The organism is Cellulomonas dongxiuzhuiae, from assembly GCF_018623035.1.
GTDB lineage: Bacteria > Actinomycetota > Actinomycetes > Actinomycetales > Cellulomonadaceae > Cellulomonas > Cellulomonas dongxiuzhuiae.
In genome coordinates this window covers 1,200,985-1,218,320 of the sequence record NZ_CP076023.1, presented here as the reverse complement: position 1 = coordinate 1,218,320, position 17,336 = coordinate 1,200,985, and the positions used below count along the sequence as shown (strand labels likewise).

Annotated in this window: 11 protein-coding genes; 6 read left to right on the top strand and 5 right to left on the bottom strand. The window is 74.7% G+C overall.

What is annotated here, in order from left to right; all coding sequences use genetic code 11:
- Positions 1 to 7: 7 nt before the first annotated feature.
- The gene (locus KKR89_RS05435) at positions 8 to 802 is read right to left on the bottom strand and encodes an electron transfer flavoprotein subunit beta/FixA family protein (RefSeq protein ID WP_208197329.1); all 795 of its coding nucleotides are present in this window, start codon (positions 800 to 802) and stop codon (positions 8 to 10) included.
- Between the two features lie 103 nt (positions 803 to 905).
- Between KKR89_RS05435 and glgX the strand changes: the two genes are divergently transcribed.
- Together glgX and KKR89_RS05425 are read left to right on the top strand one after the other, a co-directional pair.
- Positions 906 to 3,113, top strand: coding sequence for a glycogen debranching protein GlgX (glgX, locus tag KKR89_RS05430; protein ID WP_251141029.1), 2,208 nt, complete (start codon positions 906 to 908; stop codon positions 3,111 to 3,113).
- A gap of 32 nt (positions 3,114 to 3,145) precedes the next feature.
- Positions 3,146 to 4,801, top strand: a complete 1,656-nt coding sequence (locus tag KKR89_RS05425; protein ID WP_208197328.1) for an FAD-binding dehydrogenase — start codon at positions 3,146 to 3,148, stop codon at positions 4,799 to 4,801.
- 31 nt (positions 4,802 to 4,832) lie between these two features.
- Here the strand turns inward: KKR89_RS05425 and KKR89_RS05420 are convergent, their stop codons facing one another.
- Both KKR89_RS05420 and glgP read right to left on the bottom strand, forming a co-directional pair.
- Entirely contained in the window at positions 4,833 to 5,867 is a 1,035-nt protein-coding gene (locus KKR89_RS05420) for a hypothetical protein (RefSeq protein ID WP_251141028.1), read from the bottom strand.
- Positions 5,868 to 6,046: 179 nt separating this feature from the next.
- Positions 6,047 to 8,617 (bottom strand): alpha-glucan family phosphorylase, encoded by a 2,571-nt coding sequence (gene glgP, locus KKR89_RS05415; protein WP_208197327.1) that lies wholly within the window; start codon positions 8,615 to 8,617, stop codon positions 6,047 to 6,049.
- A 238-nt stretch (positions 8,618 to 8,855) separates the two neighbouring features.
- On the opposite strand from glgP, the gene KKR89_RS05410 reads away from it, so the two are divergent.
- The 3 genes from KKR89_RS05410 (at position 8,856) to KKR89_RS05400 (ending at position 14,217) form a co-directional block, all read left to right on the top strand.
- On the top strand, positions 8,856 to 11,012 hold the full coding sequence (locus KKR89_RS05410; protein WP_307802233.1) for an alpha-1,4-glucan--maltose-1-phosphate maltosyltransferase: 2,157 nt from the start codon (positions 8,856 to 8,858) through the stop codon (positions 11,010 to 11,012).
- Between the two features lie 221 nt (positions 11,013 to 11,233).
- Positions 11,234 to 12,928 carry a maltose alpha-D-glucosyltransferase gene (treS, locus tag KKR89_RS05405; RefSeq protein ID WP_443623118.1) on the top strand — a complete coding sequence of 565 codons (1,695 nt, stop codon included), beginning with the start codon at positions 11,234 to 11,236 and terminating at the stop codon, positions 12,926 to 12,928.
- A complete protein-coding gene (locus KKR89_RS05400; RefSeq protein WP_208197326.1) occupies positions 12,925 to 14,217 on the top strand; it encodes a maltokinase N-terminal cap-like domain-containing protein in 1,293 nt (430 codons plus the stop codon). Before treS ends, KKR89_RS05400 begins: the two co-directional genes overlap by 4 nt.
- 3 nt (positions 14,218 to 14,220) lie before the next feature.
- Here the strand turns inward: KKR89_RS05400 and KKR89_RS05395 are convergent, their stop codons facing one another.
- Together KKR89_RS05395 and KKR89_RS05390 are read right to left on the bottom strand one after the other, a co-directional pair.
- On the bottom strand, positions 14,221 to 14,367 hold the full coding sequence (locus KKR89_RS05395) for a hypothetical protein (protein ID WP_208197325.1): 147 nt from the start codon (positions 14,365 to 14,367) through the stop codon (positions 14,221 to 14,223).
- Between the two features lie 178 nt (positions 14,368 to 14,545).
- Positions 14,546 to 16,750: an alpha-galactosidase gene (locus tag KKR89_RS05390; RefSeq protein WP_372438585.1), complete on the bottom strand. Its 2,205-nt coding sequence runs from the start codon at positions 16,748 to 16,750 to the stop codon at positions 14,546 to 14,548.
- A 134-nt stretch (positions 16,751 to 16,884) separates the two neighbouring features.
- Here KKR89_RS05390 and KKR89_RS05385 point away from each other — a divergent pair, with 134 nt between their 5' ends.
- A complete protein-coding gene (locus tag KKR89_RS05385; protein ID WP_208197324.1) occupies positions 16,885 to 17,292 on the top strand; it encodes a type 1 periplasmic-binding domain-containing protein in 408 nt (135 codons plus the stop codon).
- The last annotated feature ends 44 nt before the right edge of the window (positions 17,293 to 17,336 follow it).

Genomic DNA, 17,336 nt, shown 5'->3' with positions numbered 1-17,336 from the left:
GCCGGCGTCAGACGAGCTTGCGCTCGACGAGCCAGGCGGCCAGCCGGGTACCGGCGTCACCCGTGTCGGTGACGAGCACACGGTCCTCGCGCGGCGGTCGGGGCGCGGCCTCGAGCACCTGGGTGCGGGCACCCGCCGTGCCGACGGTCGCGGGGTCGACGCCGAGGTCCGCGAGGGTCAGCGTCGTCACCGGCTTCTTGCGGGCGGCCATGATGCCCTTGAAGTTCGGGTACCGCGGGTCGTTGAGGCCGTCGGTGACCGACACCAGGGCCGGCAGGTCGGCGGTGAGGGTCTCCGTCGCGTGGTCGAGCCGGCGCGTCACCGTCGCGGTGCGGGCCGACGGGTCGACCGTGAGGGTCGACGCGAGGGGCAGGGCCGGCAGGTCGAGCACCTCGGCGATCGCGGTCGGCAGCAGCGACGTCAGCCCGTCGAGGCCCGCCATGCCCGTGATCACCAGGTCGACCGGTGCGTCCGCCGACAGGTGCCGGATCGCGGCCGCGAGCACCGTCGCGGTCCCGATCGCGTCCGAGCCGGCGACGGCGTCGTCGAGCACGTGCACGGCCTCGTCGGCGCCCATCTGCAGGCCCTTGCGGACCGCGTCGACCGCGTCGTCGGGCCCGACGGTCAGCACGACCACCTGCCCGTCGTGCTCCTCGGCGAGCACGAGCGCGGCCTCGACGGCGTTCTCGTCGAGCTCGTTGAGGGTGCCGTCACCGCCGTCGCGCACGACGCGCCCGTCGGGACCGAGCTGCCGGTCGGACTGGATGTCGGGGACGAACTTCACGCAGACGACGATCCTCACCCCGCGAACGTTACCGTCCGCACCGCCGCACCTCGCTCGGGGTGTTCGCCTGGTGGAAACACCGGTGACACGACTCGGACGTGCGTCCTGGCACCATGGAGGCGTGAGCGACACCGTGACGACCGGACCGCGCCGTGGCCCCTACTGCCTCGGCGTCCACGTCACCGACGTGGGGATCGACGTCGCGGTGCTCGCCCCCCACGCCGTGGCGGTCGAGCTGTGCCTGCTCGACGGCCCGCTCGACGCACCGACGGAGCGACGCGTCCCGCTGTCCGGGCCGCACCTGGGGGTGTGGTCGGCGTCCGTGCCCGGCGTCCGGCCCGGTCAGCGCTACGGCCTGCGCGCCCACGGCCCGTGGGAGCCCGCGTACGGTCTGCGCTACAACCCGGCGAAGCTGCTGGTCGACCCGTACGCGCGCGGTCTGGTCGGGGAGCTGCGCTACGTCCCGGAGACCTACGGCCACGTCGTCGGCGACGACCTCGTCGGCGACCCGTACGGGCCGCGCGACGAGCGTGACTCCGCGGGCCACGTCCCCCACGGCGTCGTGGTGGACACGCGTGCCCTGCCCGGCCCGGACCCCGCCGCCAACCGGCCGTGGACCCCGTGGTCGCGCACCGTCGTCTACGAGGCGCACACCAAGGGGCTGACCCGGCTGCACCCCGACCTCCCGCCCGAGCTGCGCGGCACCTACGCCGGGCTGGCGCACCCGGCCGTCGTCGCCCACCTCCTGGGCCTGGGCGTCACCGCGGTCGAGCTGCTGCCCGTCCACGCCTTCACGTCCGAGACGCACCTCGTCGAGAAGGGGCTGACGAACTACTGGGGCTACTCGACGCTCGGCTTCTTCGCGCCGCACGCCGCGTACGCGACCGCCGCCGCGCGCGCGGCCGGCCCGGCGGCCGTGCTGGACGAGCTGCGCGCGACCGTGCACGCGCTGCACGAGGCCGGCCTCGAGGTCCTGCTCGACGTCGTCTACAACCACACGTGCGAGGGCGGGCTGCCCGGCCAGCACGTGTCGTGGCGCGGCCTGGACGACGCGTACTACTACACGCACGACGGCGCCGTGCCCGCGACGCTCGTCGACGTGACCGGGACCGGCAACACGCTCAACTTCCGCCGCACGGGCGTCGTGGCCATGACGCTCGACTCGCTGCGGTACTGGGCGGACGTCGTCGGGGTCGACGGGTTCCGCTTCGACCTCGCCGTCACGCTGGGGCGCAGCACCGACGGGTTCCGCCAGGACCACGCGACGCTCGTCGCCGCCGCGACCGACCCGTCGCTCGCCGGCCTCAAGCTCATCGCCGAGCCGTGGGACGTGGGACCGGGCGGGTGGCGCACCGGGCAGTTCCCGGCGCCCTTCGCCGAGTGGAACGACCGGTTCCGCAACGCGGTCCGCTCGTTCTGGCTCGCCGACCCCGGCCGCGCCGCCCACGGCCTGCCCGGGCACCGGGTGCGGGACCTCGCGACGCGGCTGGCGGGCTCGGTCGACCTGTTCGGGCACGGCACGCCGCCGCTCGGTCGCGGCCCGTACGCGTCGGTCAACTACGTCACCGCCCACGACGGGTTCACGCTGGCCGACCTCGTCGCGTACGAGCACAAGCACAACGCCGCCAACGGCGAGCAGAACCGTGACGGCTCGGACGACAACCGGTCGTGGAACCACGGGGTCGAGGGACCGGTGCAGCGCGACTCCCCGGCCGCCGACATCGTGCCCCTGCGGCGCCGCTCGATCCGCAACCTGTTCGCGACGCTCGTGCTCGCGACGGGCACCCCCATGATCACGGCGGGCGACGAGACGGGGCGGACCCAGCGCGGCAACAACAACGCGTACTGCCAGGACAACGAGATCTCCTGGGTCTCCTGGGACCTCTCGCCGTGGCGCACCGACCTGCTCGCGACCGCCCGGCACCTGCTCGCGCTGCGGCGGGACCACGCGGCGCTGCGCACGAGCACCTTCTACACCGGGCGTCCGCGGACCGACGGGGCGCCGCCCGACCTCGGCTGGTACTGCCCGGACGGCGCGCCGTTCGACCACGCGCGCTGGCACGACGCGGGGATCCGCACCTTCCAGATGCTCCGTTCCGCGGCCCCGCCGGACGACGACCAGGTGCTGCTCGTCGTCAACGGCGCGCTGGACGCCGTGCACGTGGAGCTCGCCGGCGGTGCCGGCGAGCCCTGGACCCTGGCGTGGGACTCGGTGTGGGAACGCCCGTCGGAGGTCTCGACGGCCGCCATCTCCGGCGGCCTGCACCAGGCGGTGGGCACCATGACGACCATGGAGCCGCTGAGCATGCGGGTGTACGTCCGGCCCTGACGCCACGCGGTACCCGGCGGTAGCGTGCGCGCATGACGCACTCCCACGACGTCGTGGTCGTCGGCGCCGGCCTCGCGGGCCTGGTCACCACCGCCGAGCTGGTCGCCGCCGGTCGCCGCGTGCTGCTCCTGGACGCCGAGCCCGCCGCGAGCCTGGGCGGCCAGGCGTGGTGGTCGTTCGGCGGCCTGTTCCTCGTCGACTCCCCCGAGCAGCGTCGCCTCGGCGTGCGGGACAGCGCGGAGCTCGCGCTGGCCGACTGGCTCGGCTCCGCGGCGTTCGCGGACGACGGCTCCGACCGGTGGGGACGTGCCTGGGCCGAGGGCTTCGTGGAGTTCGCCGCCGGCGGGCTGCGGCCCTGGCTGCACCGCCAGGGGGTGCGCTGGTTCCCGCTCGTGCAGTGGGCCGAGCGCGGCGGGTACCTCGCCGACGGGCACGGCAACTCGGTGCCGCGGTTCCACGTCACATGGGGCACCGGCCCCGGGCTGCTCGAGCCGTTCGTGCGGTCCCTGCTGGCGGCGCACCGCGACGGACGCGTCGAGGTCCGGTTCCGGCACCGCGTCACGGCGGTGACGACCACCGACGGACGCGTGACCGGCGTGCGGGGTGACGTGCTCGCACCCGACGTCGCCGGGCGCGGCGCGCCGTCGTCGCGTGAGGTCGTGCGCACGTTCGACGTCGACGCGCCGGCGGTCGTCGTCGCGACGGGCGGCATCGGCGCGAACCACGCACTGGTGCGGGCGACCTGGCCGCCGACCGCCGGGCGGCTGCCGGACCGGATGCTCTCGGGCGTCCCCGACCACGTCGACGGCTCCGGGATCGAGGCCGCGCGGGGCGCAGGTGCGCACGTCGCGCACACCGACAGGATGTGGCACTACCCCGAGGGCATCGCGAACCACACGCCGGTGTGGACGGCCCACGGCATCCGGATCCTGCCCGGTCCCAGCTCGCTGTGGCTCGACGCCGACGGGCAGCGCCTGCCCGTCCCCCTGTTCCCCGGCTTCGACTCGCTCGGTGCGCTGCGGCACGTCACGTCGCGCGGCGACGACCACTCGTGGTTCGTCCTCGACCGCACGATCCTCGGCAAGGAGCTCGCGCTGTCCGGCTCGGAGCAGAACCCGGACCTGACGGGCCGCGACGTGGGGCTGCTGCTGCAGCGCGTGCGGCGCGGCGCCGTCGGGCCCGTCGAGACGTTCGCGGACCGCTCCCCCGAGTTCGTCGCCGCCGCGACGCCGGCCGAGCTGGCCGCCGGCATGAACGCGCTGACGGGGACGTCGCGGATCGACGCCGACGCGCTCGCCCGCACGATCGCCGCGCGCGACGCGCAGGTCACGACGGGCCTGGGCAAGGACCTGCAGGTCACCGCGACGGCGATGGCCCGGCGCTACGTCGTCGACCGGGCGATCCGCGTCGCACCGCCGCACCGGCTCCTCGACCCCGCGCACGGGCCGCTGTACGCGATCCGCCTGTCGGTGCTCACGCGCAAGACCCTCGGCGGGCTCGCGACCGACCTCGAGGGACGCGTCCTGCGCCCCGACGGCGAGGTGCTGCCCGGGCTGTGGGCCGTCGGCGAGGCCTCCGGATTCGGCGGTGGCGGCGTCCACGGCCACCGCGCCCTGGAGGGCACGTTCCTCGCGGGCTGCCTCCACACGGGCCGCGTCACGGGCCGCGCCCTCGTCGACACCCTCTGACCGTCTGCCGAACGCGGACCTCTGCCGCTCTTCATACCGCGGGAGCGGCAGAAGTCCGCGTTCGACGGTGGGCGCCGGCCAGGTGGTGTCGGATCTCGGGGGCGATTCGGTGGGTGTGGACGTCGGCGGCCGTGAAGCGCAGGAGCAGCGCACCCGACGCGACGATCGCGTTCTGCCGTGCGCGGTCGCGGAACAGCGCCGCGGGGGCCGAGTGCGGGCCGGCGCCGTCGATCTCGACCACGAGCAGCCGATGGTCGGGAAGACGCCACCCGAGATCACCACGCGCGACGACACGCCCCCGGGCGTCGCGCACCGCGACCTGGAGCCCGTCCGGCGGGATGCCGAGGTCGACGCACTGCAGACGGGCGCGCGTCTCGAGCGGTGACTGCGCACGACCGTCGACCAGTGGCCACCAGTCGGCGGCTCGTGCGGCGCCCCGCCGACCACGTGCGAGCGCGCGCACCGACCCGAGGTCCGGCGCCACCAGTCGCTGCTGGACGGCGGAGTCCAGCACGGCGACCGCGTGCTCGCGCGAGAGCTCGCACACGGCCTGCGCCAGCGCCACATCGGGAGCGACGACACGCGCGCCGCGAACGGTCCGGACGTCGCCCACCCGGAACCGGCGGACCCGCGCGGCACCGCGCGGGTCCCGCCCACCGGCCCGCTCCAGGGCGGCCTCCGGTCGGATGTCGCGCGGCAGGCCCTGCACACCGTGCAGCGCGAGAGCGCACGCACCGACCGCGACCGCCTCGTCCGGTCCGAGCATGAGCAGCGCCGTCCACGCGGACCGCCGCCGGAGATGGTCAGGGTCGCGGTCGACCGCGGCTCGACGCGTCACCGCCGGCGGCGGCGGTACGCCGAACACCCCGGGGCCCCATCGCCGCTCCACCGCTGCAGCGAGGTCCTGCACACCCCGCACGACGGGCACGAGGACACGGTCCCGCTGCAGGGTCGCCCGCCGGTGCCGCCCCAGGCCCGCGGCGTCGCACTGCTGCGTCGACACGAGCCCCTCCTGCACGCGGGCGAGCTGCAGCAGCGCATCGGGGACCGGTCCGGGGCGGCGCACCGCACCATCCCAGCGCCCCGGAGAGCCCACGGCCCGCGCCGCCCAGCCGCGTGTGGACACGGCCGCACTCACCCGAGCCGTGGTCGGCTCACGGAAGGAGGTGACCCTCCGTCGAACGCGGCCTTCCTCCGCTCCGAAGATCCCTGTGGCGGCAGAAGGCCGCGTTCGCCGCCCCGGGGTCAGGAAGCCGTCGCCACCAGGCCCGTCGACGCCACCGACGTCAGGGCCTCGTGCCGCGGCACGACGCGGACCGTGTAGCCGAACGGGCCCGTCGCGGTGAGCTCGACATCGCCCCCGTACCCGTAGCGGTCCGCCTCGTACGTGTCGTCCAGGACCAGCTCGGTGACGTGGAGCTCCACGAGCTCGTCGTCGGGGCCGACGGGTCCGTGCAGGACCTGCACCTGGACGTCGTCGGGCGTCAGGTCGCCCAGGGCCACCCACGCCTGCACGTGAAGCCGGTCGCCGACCTGCGGCGACGGCCCCATCCCGCCGGAGTCGACGTGGTCGACGCCCACCTGGGGCCACGCCTTGTGCACCCGGGCCCGCCAGTCCGCGAGCGCGGTCGCACCGGCGAGGTCGTCCGCCGCGAGCGCCGCACCTGCGGCGGCCGCCGGCACGTAGAGGTGCGCGACGTAGTCCGCGACCATGCGCGTCGCCTGCACCTTCGGCCCCAGCGTCACGAGGGTGTGCCGCACCATGGCGAGCCACCGGCGCGGGACGTCCTCGCTGTCCCGGTCGTAGAAGGTCGGGACGACCTGCTGCTCGAGCACGTCGTACAGGCCGGCGGCCTCCACCTCGTCGCGCACGTCGGGGTCGTCGCAGCCGCCCGCGCTGGGGATGACCCAGCCGTTGTCGTCGTCGTGCCACTCGTCCCACCAGCCGTCCAGGACCGACAGGTTGAGACCGCCGTTGAGCGCGACCTTCATGCCGGAGGTCCCGCAGGCCTCGAGCGGGCGCAACGGGTTGTTGAGCCACACGTCGCACCCCGGGTAGAGCGTCGCGGCCATGCCCATGTCGTGGTCGGGCAGGAAGACGACGCGGTGGCGCACGTCGTGCCGGTCGGCGAACGCGACCAGCTCGGCGACGAGCCGCTTGCCGGGCTCGTCGTCGGGGTGCGCCTTGCCCGCGACGACGACCTGCACGGGCCGCTGCGGGTCCAGCAGCAGCGCCGCGAACCGGTCCGGGTCCGTGAGCATGAGCGTCAGCCGCTTGTACGTCGGCACGCGCCGCGCGAACCCGATCGTCAGCACGTCGGGCGACAGCGCGTCGTCGACCCAGCGCAGGTCCCCGGGCCGCGCACCGCGCCGCAGCCACGACGCGCGCACGCGTCGACGCGCGTCCTCGACGAGCCGGGACCGCAGGCGCCGGCGCAGCTCCCAGAGCTCGCGGTCGCCGATCGTCCCGCCCGCTTCCCAGCCGGCCCCGGTCGCCAGGTCGTGCGCGGTCATCCGCCGGGCCGCGAGCGCGGTCACCTCGGGCGCGACCCACGTGGGTGCGTGCACACCGTTGGTGATCGACCCGATCGGTACCTCCTGGGGGTCGAACCCCGGCCAGAGCCCGGCGAACATCTCGCGCGAGACGCGCCCGTGCAGCCGCGAGACGCCGTTGGCGCGGCCCGCGAGGCGCAGGCCCATCACCGCCATGTTGAACAGGCGCGGGTCCCCGCCGGGGTGGTCCTCGGTACCGAGCGCGAGGACGTCGGCGACGGGGAGCGTGGCGGAGTCGGCGAGGGCGTCGACGTACTGCTCGACGTCCCGCCGCTCGAACCGGTCGATGCCGGCGGGCACGGGCGTGTGCGTCGTGAAGACGGTGGTCGCGCGCACCAGCTCGAGCGCGGTCGCGAAGGTCGCACCGTCGGCGACGAGCTCACGGATCCGCTCGACGCCGAGGAAGCAGGCGTGCCCCTCGTTGGTGTGGAAGACGTCGGGGGCGGCGCCTGCCGTGAGGCGAGCGTGGGTGCGCAGCGCGCGCACGCCGCCCACGCCCAGGAGGAGCTCCTGCTCGAGCCGGTGCGTGCCGGCGCCGCCGTAGAGGCGGTCCGTGACGGCGCGCGCGGCGTCGTCGTTTGCCGGCACGTCGGAGTCGAGGAGCAGCAGCGGGACCCGCCCGACCTGCGCGACCCAGACCTGGGCGTGCAGTGCGCGACCACCGGGAAGCGCGAGCTCGACCACCGCGGGCGAGCCGTCGGGCTCCCGCAGCAGCGACAGTGGCAGACCGTCCGGGTCGAGCGCGTGGTACGTCTCGACCTGACGTCCGGAGCGGTCGAGCGCCTGGCGGAAGTAGCCGGCGCGGTACAGCAGGCCGACGCCGACGACCGGCACGCCGAGGTCGGAGGCGGCCTTCAGGTGGTCACCGGCGAGCACCCCGAGGCCGCCCGAGTACTGCGGCAGCGCCGCCGCGACGCCGAACTCGGGCGAGAAGTACGCGATCGACGCGGGCATCGTCGGCGCGGTCTGCCGCTGGTACCAGCGCGGCTGCTCGCAGTACCCCCGCAGGTCAGCGGTGGCGGCGCGCACGCGCGCGACGTGGGAGGCGTCGGCCGCGAGCTCGTCGAGACGTTCCCGGCCCAGCGCCCCGAGGAACGCCACGGGGTCGCCGCCGACCTGCTCCCAGACGGCCGTGTCGAGTTCCTCGAAGACCGCCCGGGTGCTCGGGTGCCACGACCAGCGCAGGTTGTGCGCGAGCTCGTCGAGACCCTCGAGGGACGGCGGCAGGACGGTGCGGACGGTGAATCGACGGATCGCTCTCACGGGCGCAGACTACGCAGAACGGACGCGTCCCACAGCCCTCCTCAGCGTCGAGATCCGGACGATCGTCCTGATCCCTGCCGGACCGGACGAGGGCGGCCCGGGGCGCGTCGCCCGACGCGCCGCCAGCGGATGCCACCACCCCTTCCGGGCGGATAGGTTCGGGACCGTGACGACTCCCCGCCGCCCTCGTCGCACGTCACCGGCCAGCACCCCGGGCCGCCCACGTGCCGATGTCCCCGTGCCCGCGCCGGAGCAGCCGACCGCCACCCCCGGAGCTCCCGCGGCACCCCCCGCCGCCGCGGCACCGCCGGTGCCCCCCGCCGCCGCGGCACCGTCGGTGCCCGCCGCCGCGGCACCGCCCGCGGCCCCTGCCTCCGCCGTCCCGGCGCTGCCCGTGGGCCGCATCCCCGTGCTCGACGTCTTCCCCGTCGCGGAGGAGGGCCGATTCCCCGCCAAGGCGACCGTCGGCGAGGCCGTGCGTATCCGCGCGACGGTCATCCGCGAGGGCCACGACGCGCTGGGCGCGACCGCGGTGCTGCTGCGCCCGGACGGCTCGGTGCACGCGTCGGCGCGCATGGTCGACGTCGCCCCCGGGCTCGACAGGTACGAGGCGCGTCTCGTGCCCGACGCCGAGGGCGACTGGTCGTTCCGCGTCGAGGGCTGGTCGGACCCGTACGGCACGTGGGCCCACGACGCCGCGATCAAGGTCGAGGCCGGGCTGGACGTCGAGCTCATGCTCACGGAGGGCACGCTCGTGCTCGAGCGTGCCGCGGCGCGCACGGGCGACGACGCGATGCCGGGGCGCGACGCACGCGTCGTGCTCGACGCGGTCGCCGCTCTGCGCGACACGTCCCGACCGCCCCTGGCACGGCTCGCGGCGGCCCTGTCCGAGCAGGTCCGCGAGGTCCTCGAGCGCTCGCCGCTGCGCGACCTCGTCACGACCTCGCGCACGTACCCCCTGGTCGTGCACCGGCGCCTGGCGCTGGCCGGCTCCTGGTACGAGATGTTCCCGCGCTCGCACGGCGCGACGTTCGACGAGGCCACCCAGCGGTGGACGTCGGGGACCCTGCGGACCGCCGCGACGCAGCTGCCGCGCATCGCCGCGATGGGCTTCGACGTCGTCTACCTCACGCCGATCCACCCGATCGGCACCACGTACCGCAAGGGCCGCAACAACGCGCTGACGGCCCTGCCCGGGGACCCCGGCTCGCCGTACGCGATCGGCTCGCCCGACGGCGGGCACGACGCCATCGAGCCGTCGCTGGGCACGTTCGACGACTTCGACGCGTTCGTCGCACGAGCCCGCTCGCTCGGCATGGAGGTCGCGCTGGACCTCGCGCTGCAGGCCTCGCCCGACCACCCGTGGGTCACCGAGCACCCCGAGTGGTTCACGACGCGCGCCGACGGGACCATCGCGTACGCCGAGAACCCGCCGAAGAAGTACCAGGACATCTACCCCCTGAACTTCGACAACGACCCCGAGGGCATCTACACGGAGATCCGCCGCGTCCTGCAGGTGTGGATCGACCACGGGGTCACGGCGTTCCGGGTCGACAACCCGCACACCAAGCCGCTGTCGTTCTGGCAGCGCCTGCTGGCCGAGGTGCACGCCGCCCACCCGGAGGTCATCTTCCTGTCGGAGGCGTTCACGCGGCCGGCGATGATGCTCACGCTCGCCAAGATCGGCTTCCACCAGTCGTACACGTACTTCACGTGGCGCAACACCAAGTCGGAGCTCGAGGAGTACCTGGCCCGGGTCGGCGGCGACGAAGCGCCGTGGCTGCGTCCGAGCTTCTGGCCGACGACGCACGACATCCTGCCGCCCTACCTGCAGCAGGGCGGCCCCAGCGCCTTCGCGGTCCGCGCGGTGCTCGCGGCGACGGGGTCCCCGACGTGGGGCGTCTACTCCGGGTACGAGCTCGCGGAGAGCGTGCCGCGGCCGGGCGTCGAGGAGCAGATCGACAACGAGAAGTACGAGTTCCGGCCGCGGGACTGGGCCCGCGCGGACGAGCTGGGGATCGCCCTGCTCATCGGCCGGCTCAACGAGATCCGGCGCGCGCACCCGGCGCTGCAGCAGCTGAGCAACGTCCGGGTCCACCCCACGACGGACGACGCGCTCGTCGCCTTCTCGCGGCACCTGGACGCGGAGCACTCCCCCACGGGCCGGGCGGACACCGTCGTCGTCATCGTCAACATCGACCCCTTCGCAGCGCGCGAGGGTGCCGTGCACCTGGACCTCACGGCGTTCGGGCTGCCCCCGGACCGCGGGGTGGTGGCGCACGACGTGCTCTCGGGCGAGTCGTACGGGTGGTCCGACGAGGTGTACGTCCGCCTCGACCCGCAGGTCCGCGTCGCGCACGTCGTGCACCTCGAGCACGCCCCGGGTGCACGATGAGGCGGCCCTTCCCGTCTGCGGGGGACGACTCCTCCGCAGCAGGTGACGTCCGCGCGCCGGCCACGCCCCAGCTGGGCACCCCGTCGACCGGCTCCCCCCCGGGGACGCCGCCGCCGGGGTCGTCCCCGTCCCCCGACGCGGTGCCAGGGGTCCCGTCCTCGGCGTCGGGGGCGTCTCACCGCGAGCCCCCGCCGACGACGGCCGCGATCGCGCTGCGCGGCCTGCCCGAGCGGCGCCGGCCCGACGTCCCCGTCCCCCTGAGCTCGGGGGGGCGTGACGCCGACGCGGAGTGGTACCGCACGGCCGTGTTCTACGAGGTCATGCTGCGCACGTTCGCCGACTCGGCCGGCAGCGGCAGCGGCGACCTGCCGGGCCTCATCCAGCGGCTGGACTACCTGCAGTGGCTGGGCGTGGACTGCCTGTGGCTGCCGCCGTTCTACCCCTCGCCGCTGCGCGACGGCGGGTACGACGTGTCCGACTACACGGCGGTCGCCCCGCAGTACGGCACGCTCGACGACTTCCGCACGCTCGTCACCGAGTGCCACCGCCGCGGCATGCGCATCGTCGTCGACCTCGTGATGAACCACACGAGCGACCAGCACCCGTGGTTCCAGGCCTCGCGGTCCGACCCCGACGGCCCGTACGGCGACTTCTACGTGTGGAGCGACGACAACACGCGCTACCAGGACGCGCGCATCATCTTCGTCGACACCGAGACGTCCAACTGGACGTTCGACCCCGTCCGGCGCCAGTACTTCTGGCACCGGTTCTTCAGCCACCAGCCGGACCTGAACTTCGAGAACCCGCGCGTGGTCGACGCGATGCTCGACGTCGCACGGTTCTGGCTGCACCTGGGCGTGGACGGCTTCCGGCTGGACGCGGTGCCGTACCTCTTCGAGGCCGAGGGGACGAACTGCGAGAACCTGCCGGAGACCCACGAGTTCCTGCGCAAGGTCCGCCGGGTCATCGACGAGGAGTTCCCCGGCCGCATCATGCTGGCCGAGGCCAACCAGTGGCCCGAGGACGTCGTCCACTACTTCGGCACGGACGACGAGCCCGAGTGCCACATGTGCTTCCACTTCCCGGTGATGCCCCGCATCTACTACGCGCTGCGGGACCAGCGGGCGACGCAGATCATCGACATCCTCGCGGACACGCCGCCCATCCCCGCGAGCGGACAGTGGAGCACCTTCCTGCGCAACCACGACGAGCTCACGCTCGAGATGGTCTCGACGGAGGAGCGCGCGTCGATGTACGGGTGGTACGCCCCCGACTCCCGGATGCGCGCCAACGTCGGCATCCGGCGGCGGCTGGCTCCGCTGCTCGACAACTCGCGCAAGGAGATCGAGCTCTCGCACGCGCTGCTCCTGTCGCTCCCGGGCAGCCCCTGCCTGTACTACGGCGACGAGATCGGCATGGGCGACAACATCTGGCTCGCCGACCGCGACGCCGTCCGCACGCCGATGCAGTGGACGCCGGACCGCAACGCGGGCTTCTCGACGGCGGACCCGGGCAAGCTCTACCTGCCGCTCGTGCAGTCGCTCGTGTACCACTACGGCAACGTCAACGTGGAGTCGCAGCTGGCGCAGCCGACGTCGCTGCTGCACTGGGTGCACGGCATGCTCGCGGTGCGCCGGCAGCACCCCGCGCTCGGGCTGGGCGTCTTCGAGGTCGTGCCGTGCGACAACGAGTCGGTGCTGACGTTCCTGCGGCGCACCGACGACGAGACGATCCTCGTCGTGGCGAACCTCGCGGCGACGGCCCGCGCGGCGACGGTGACGCTGCCGGGACGGGCGGGCTGGTCCACGCGCGACGTGTTCGGCGGCGCCCACTTCCCGGACGTCCGCGGCGACGAGACCCTGACGTTCACGCTCGGGTCGCGTGAGTTCTACTGGCTGGAGCTGACGGCACCGTGATCCTGGACGCGCTCGCACCGGACGACGTCGACCGCGAGGTGGTGGGGCTGCTCGGCACCTGGCTGCCGCAGCGACGCTGGTACCCGGCCAAGGGCGCGGACGCCGAGCTCACGCCGGTCGGGACGCTGCACCTGGCCGACGACGTGCGTGTGCTGCTGGTCCGGGCGCGCACGGACGCCGTGGACGTCGTGCTGCAGGTGCCCGTGCGGCTGCTCGCGGGCACGGCGCCCGCCGGCACGGACCCCGCGGCCGTCGTCGGGGAGGTCGGGGGCCGCAGCGTGCTCGACGCCACGGGTGATCCGCGCTTCCTCGCGGCGTGGCTCGCGGCCGCGGACGGACCGGGCGCCGACGTCGACGTGTCGTCCGCGCGCGTGGTGACGGGCGAGCAGTCGAACACCTCCGTCGTCCTGCCGGGCGCGGACGGGGCCCCGACGGCGATCCTCAAGGTCCTGCGGACGGTCGCGGGCGGCGAGAACCCCGACATCGACGTGCCGCGTCGCCTCGTCGAGGCCGGCTGGGACGGCGTCCCGGCGCCGCTCGCGTGGTCGCAGGCGCGGTGGACGTCACCGACGGGGGCCCCGGAGCTCGGCTACCTCGGGGTGCTCAGCGCCTTCGTGCCCGGCGCCCAGGACGGCTTCGAGCTCGCCTGCACCTGGGCCGGCGAGGGCCGCGCGTTCCGGGAGCCGGCCGCCGAGCTGGGTGCCACCGTCGCGGGCATGCACACCGCCCTGGTGCAGGCGTTCGGTGCGGACGCCGTGACGGACGGCGGCGCCGTGCTGGCCCGCTCCCTCGTCGACCGGCTCGCGTGGGCCACCGCCGGCGTGCCGTCGCTCGGCGGCTACGCGGACGCCGTACGCGCCTTGGCCGACGAGGTCGCCGGCCTGGCGACCACGCCGCCGCGCCAGCGCGTGCACGGTGACCTGCACCTGGGCCAGGTGCTGCGGTCGACGGGCCGCTGGTTCGTCATCGACTTCGAGGGTGAGCCCCTGGCGCCGCTTGCGGCCCGCGTGCTGCCGGACCTGGCGCTGCGCGACGTCGCGGGACTGCTGCGGTCGTTCGACTACGCGGCGGCGGTCGGGGGGCTCACGGGTGACGCCGCGGCGGCCTGGACCGCCGACGCGCGTGCGGGCCTGCTGGCCGGCTACGGCGTGCTGGACGACCCGACGAGCACCCTGCTGCTGCGCGCGCTCGAGCTCGACAAGACGCTGTACGAGGCGGTGTACGAGGCGCGCAACCGTCCCGCGTGGGCGCCCATCCCGCAGGCCGGGCTGGAACGTCTGCTGCGCTGAGCCTCAGGCGACGCCCGAGCCCGCAGGGGCCTCCGTCAGCGTGTCGACGACCATCCGCAGGCCCGCCTGCCGGGGCGAGAGCTCGGCCTGCAGCACGAGCGCCGCGCCGCCCACCGCGGCGGCCGCAGAGGCCTGCGAGGGGATCGTCACGCGCTGACGTCGAGGACCGCGCTGCGGCTGCTCGTGCGCGCCACGCCGGAGCCGTGCGTGCCTGCGTTCACTGCTGCTCCCGTCGACGTGCGGTCCACCGGGGGGCGACCTGCCGAGCCTGACGACGGCGACCCGGCGGGAGGGCGGCGGGTCCCGCTGCCGCCCGCCCGCCGCAGGTTCACCCGACGCGTGTCGCGCGCAGCAGCACGAGCCGCTCGGGCGACAGCTGCGGCGGCCGCACGCCGAGGCGGCCGAGCACGCGCCCGGTGGCCCTGATCCCCTCCGGTCCCCACCACGGCACGGGCTGCCCGTGCGTGACGACGTCGCCCGGCGCCTGCGGGCGCAGGTGGTACGTCGCGTCGGGGTCGAGCCCGGGCAGCAGGACGGCGTCCGGCGGCATCTGCGCCGACGAGCCGAGGGCCGCGACGGCGAACAAGGCGTCCGAGCCGTCCTGCGCGACGACGCCGTGCACCTGGATCGCGGGGTCCGTGGTGTCGGCGTGGACGCTCACGCCGGTGTGGAGCAGGCCGCGCACCTCCTTGTAGAGGGCGACCCACGCGGCGAGCTCGACGCGCTGCGCGTCGTCGGCCTCCCGCAGGTCCCACTCGATCCCGAGGTGCCCGAACAGCGCGGTGCCGGCGCGGAACCCGAGGGACGCGCTGCGGCCCGTGCTGTGCGCGGTGCCGGAGCCGATGTGGGCGCCGATGAGCTCGAGCGGGATGAGCAGGTTGGTCCACGGCTGGATGGACCGGCGCTCGAGCGCGTCGATGCAGTCCGACGCCCACACGCGGTCGGTCCGCTGCAGGATCTCGAGGTCGATCCGTGCACCCCCCGACGAGCAGGACTCGATCTCGATCCGCGGGTGGCGTGCGCGCAGGTCGTCGAGCAGCCGGTACACCGCGAGCGTCTGCCCGTGGACCCCGGGGACGCCGTCGGGTCCGTGCCCCGCGTCGACGAGGTCCCGGTTGTGGTCCCACTTGAGGTACGCGATGTCGTTCTCGGTGAGCAGCGCGTCGAGGCGCCCGAGCACGTACGCGTAGGCCTCGGGCCGCGCGAGGTCGAGCACCTGCTGGTGCCGCACCGGCCGCGGCAGGCGGTCGGGCAGCTGCAGCATCCAGTCCGGGTGTGCCCGTGCCAGGTCGGAGTCCGGGTTGACCATCTCGGGCTCGACCCAGAGCCCGAACTGCATCCCGAGGCCCGTGACGTGGTCGATCAGCGGGTGCAGTCCGTCGGGCCAGACCTCGTCGGACACGAACCAGTCCCCCAGCCCGCTCGTGTCGTCGCGGCGCGAGCCGAACCAGCCGTCGTCGAGGACGAACCGCTCGGCACCGACGGCCGCGGCCGCGTCGGCGAGCTCGACGAGCCGGGCGAGGTCGTGGTGGAAGTACACGGCCTCCCAGGTGTTGAGCGTGACGGGCCGCGGGCTGCTCGGGTGCTGCGGGCGGGCGCGCAGCCAGGCGTGGAAGCGGTCCGCGAGCGCGTCGAGGCCCTGCTCGCCGTACGACGCGTAGACCCAGGGGCTCGTGTACGCCTCCCCCGGCGCGAGCCGCACCTCGCCGGGGGCGAGCAGCTCGCCCCCGCCGAGCAGGCCGGGGTGGTCGTGGTGGCGCTCGGCGAGGCTGCGGTGGTTGCCGGACCACGCGACGTGCCAGCCCCAGGCCTCCCCCCGACGGTGCGCGAGGTCGTCGGTGCCGGCGACGAGCACGTACGGGGTGTCGAACCCGGTGCGCCCCCGCCGGTTCTCCCGCAACCGCGTGCCGTGCGTGAAGGCCGTGCGCATCGGCGCGCGCTCTCGCGCCCAGTGCCCGCCGAAGTCCAGGAGCGTGGTCGCGCGCGCGGGCACCGGGAGGGTCAGCGTGAGGCTCCCGACCTCGTACACGTCGTCGCCGGTGTTGGTGAGCGTGGCGCGCTGCCGCACGAGCCCCTGCGGGGTCAGCTCGAGCACGAGCTCGAGCTGCAGCCCGGCCGCGGGATCGGCCGCGGGGACGACGAGGACCGAGCCGCCGTCGGTGGTCCGCGTGAGCGCCGGAGCACCGGACACGAACGCGGCGGACCAGGCACGGCCCGCGCGCGAGCCGGTGAGGCCCGGGGTCCCGAGCCACCCATCCGCCTGGGGGGGCAGGACGGTGTGCCCGACCCCGCCCTCCACCGGGGAGCCCATGCCTGCGGGACGTGCGGCACGCCGCAGGTCGGCCAGCCCTGTCTCGTCGAGGTCGCCGAGGTCGGCGCCCCAGTGCAGGACGCGGGGCAGTCCCGCGAGGTCGAGGACGAGGCTGACACCGGCGGCACGCAGGTGCAGCAGGTCCGCGGGTACCCCGGGCGGGGCATGGTCCGGTCGGGCGCTCGTCGTGGTGGTCGTCTCGTCGTCGGGACGCAGGGGCACCGCTCACCTCCAGGGGATCGAGCCCACCCTACGATGTTGACCTACTTAGTTCGGGACACAAACAGTGTCCCTCGGCTCCAGGTCCCGCAGACCCGCCGCGCAACGCCGCGCGCCCGAGTCGTCGACCCGAGGGCGTGGCGACACCGGCCGCCACGCTGACCGCCGCGGGCGCCGACGCGATCGGACTGGTGCTGGCACGTCCGGCTCGGCTCCTGCGTCTCGAGCCCTTCTTCAAGGAGCTCATCGGCGGCATGGAGGAGGCGCTGTCGAGCGCCGACCGGTCGCTGCTGCTGCACGTGGTTCCCGACCACGACGCCGAGATCGCCGCCTACCGGCGCTGGGGCCAGGGCCACCGCGTCGACGCCGTCGTGCTCGTCAACCTCGTCGACGCGGACCCCCGCCTGGCGGTCCTGCGCGAGCTGGCGATCCCCACCGTCGTGGTCGGGGGCCGGGAGCTGGCCCTGCCCTCGTGTTCGACAACGACGTCATGGCCGTCGCTGCGTTCGGTGTCGCCGACGAGACGGGGCTGGCGGTCCGGGTGATGTGTCGCTCCTCACCCGGGACGACTCGGCCCTGTGTCGTCCCC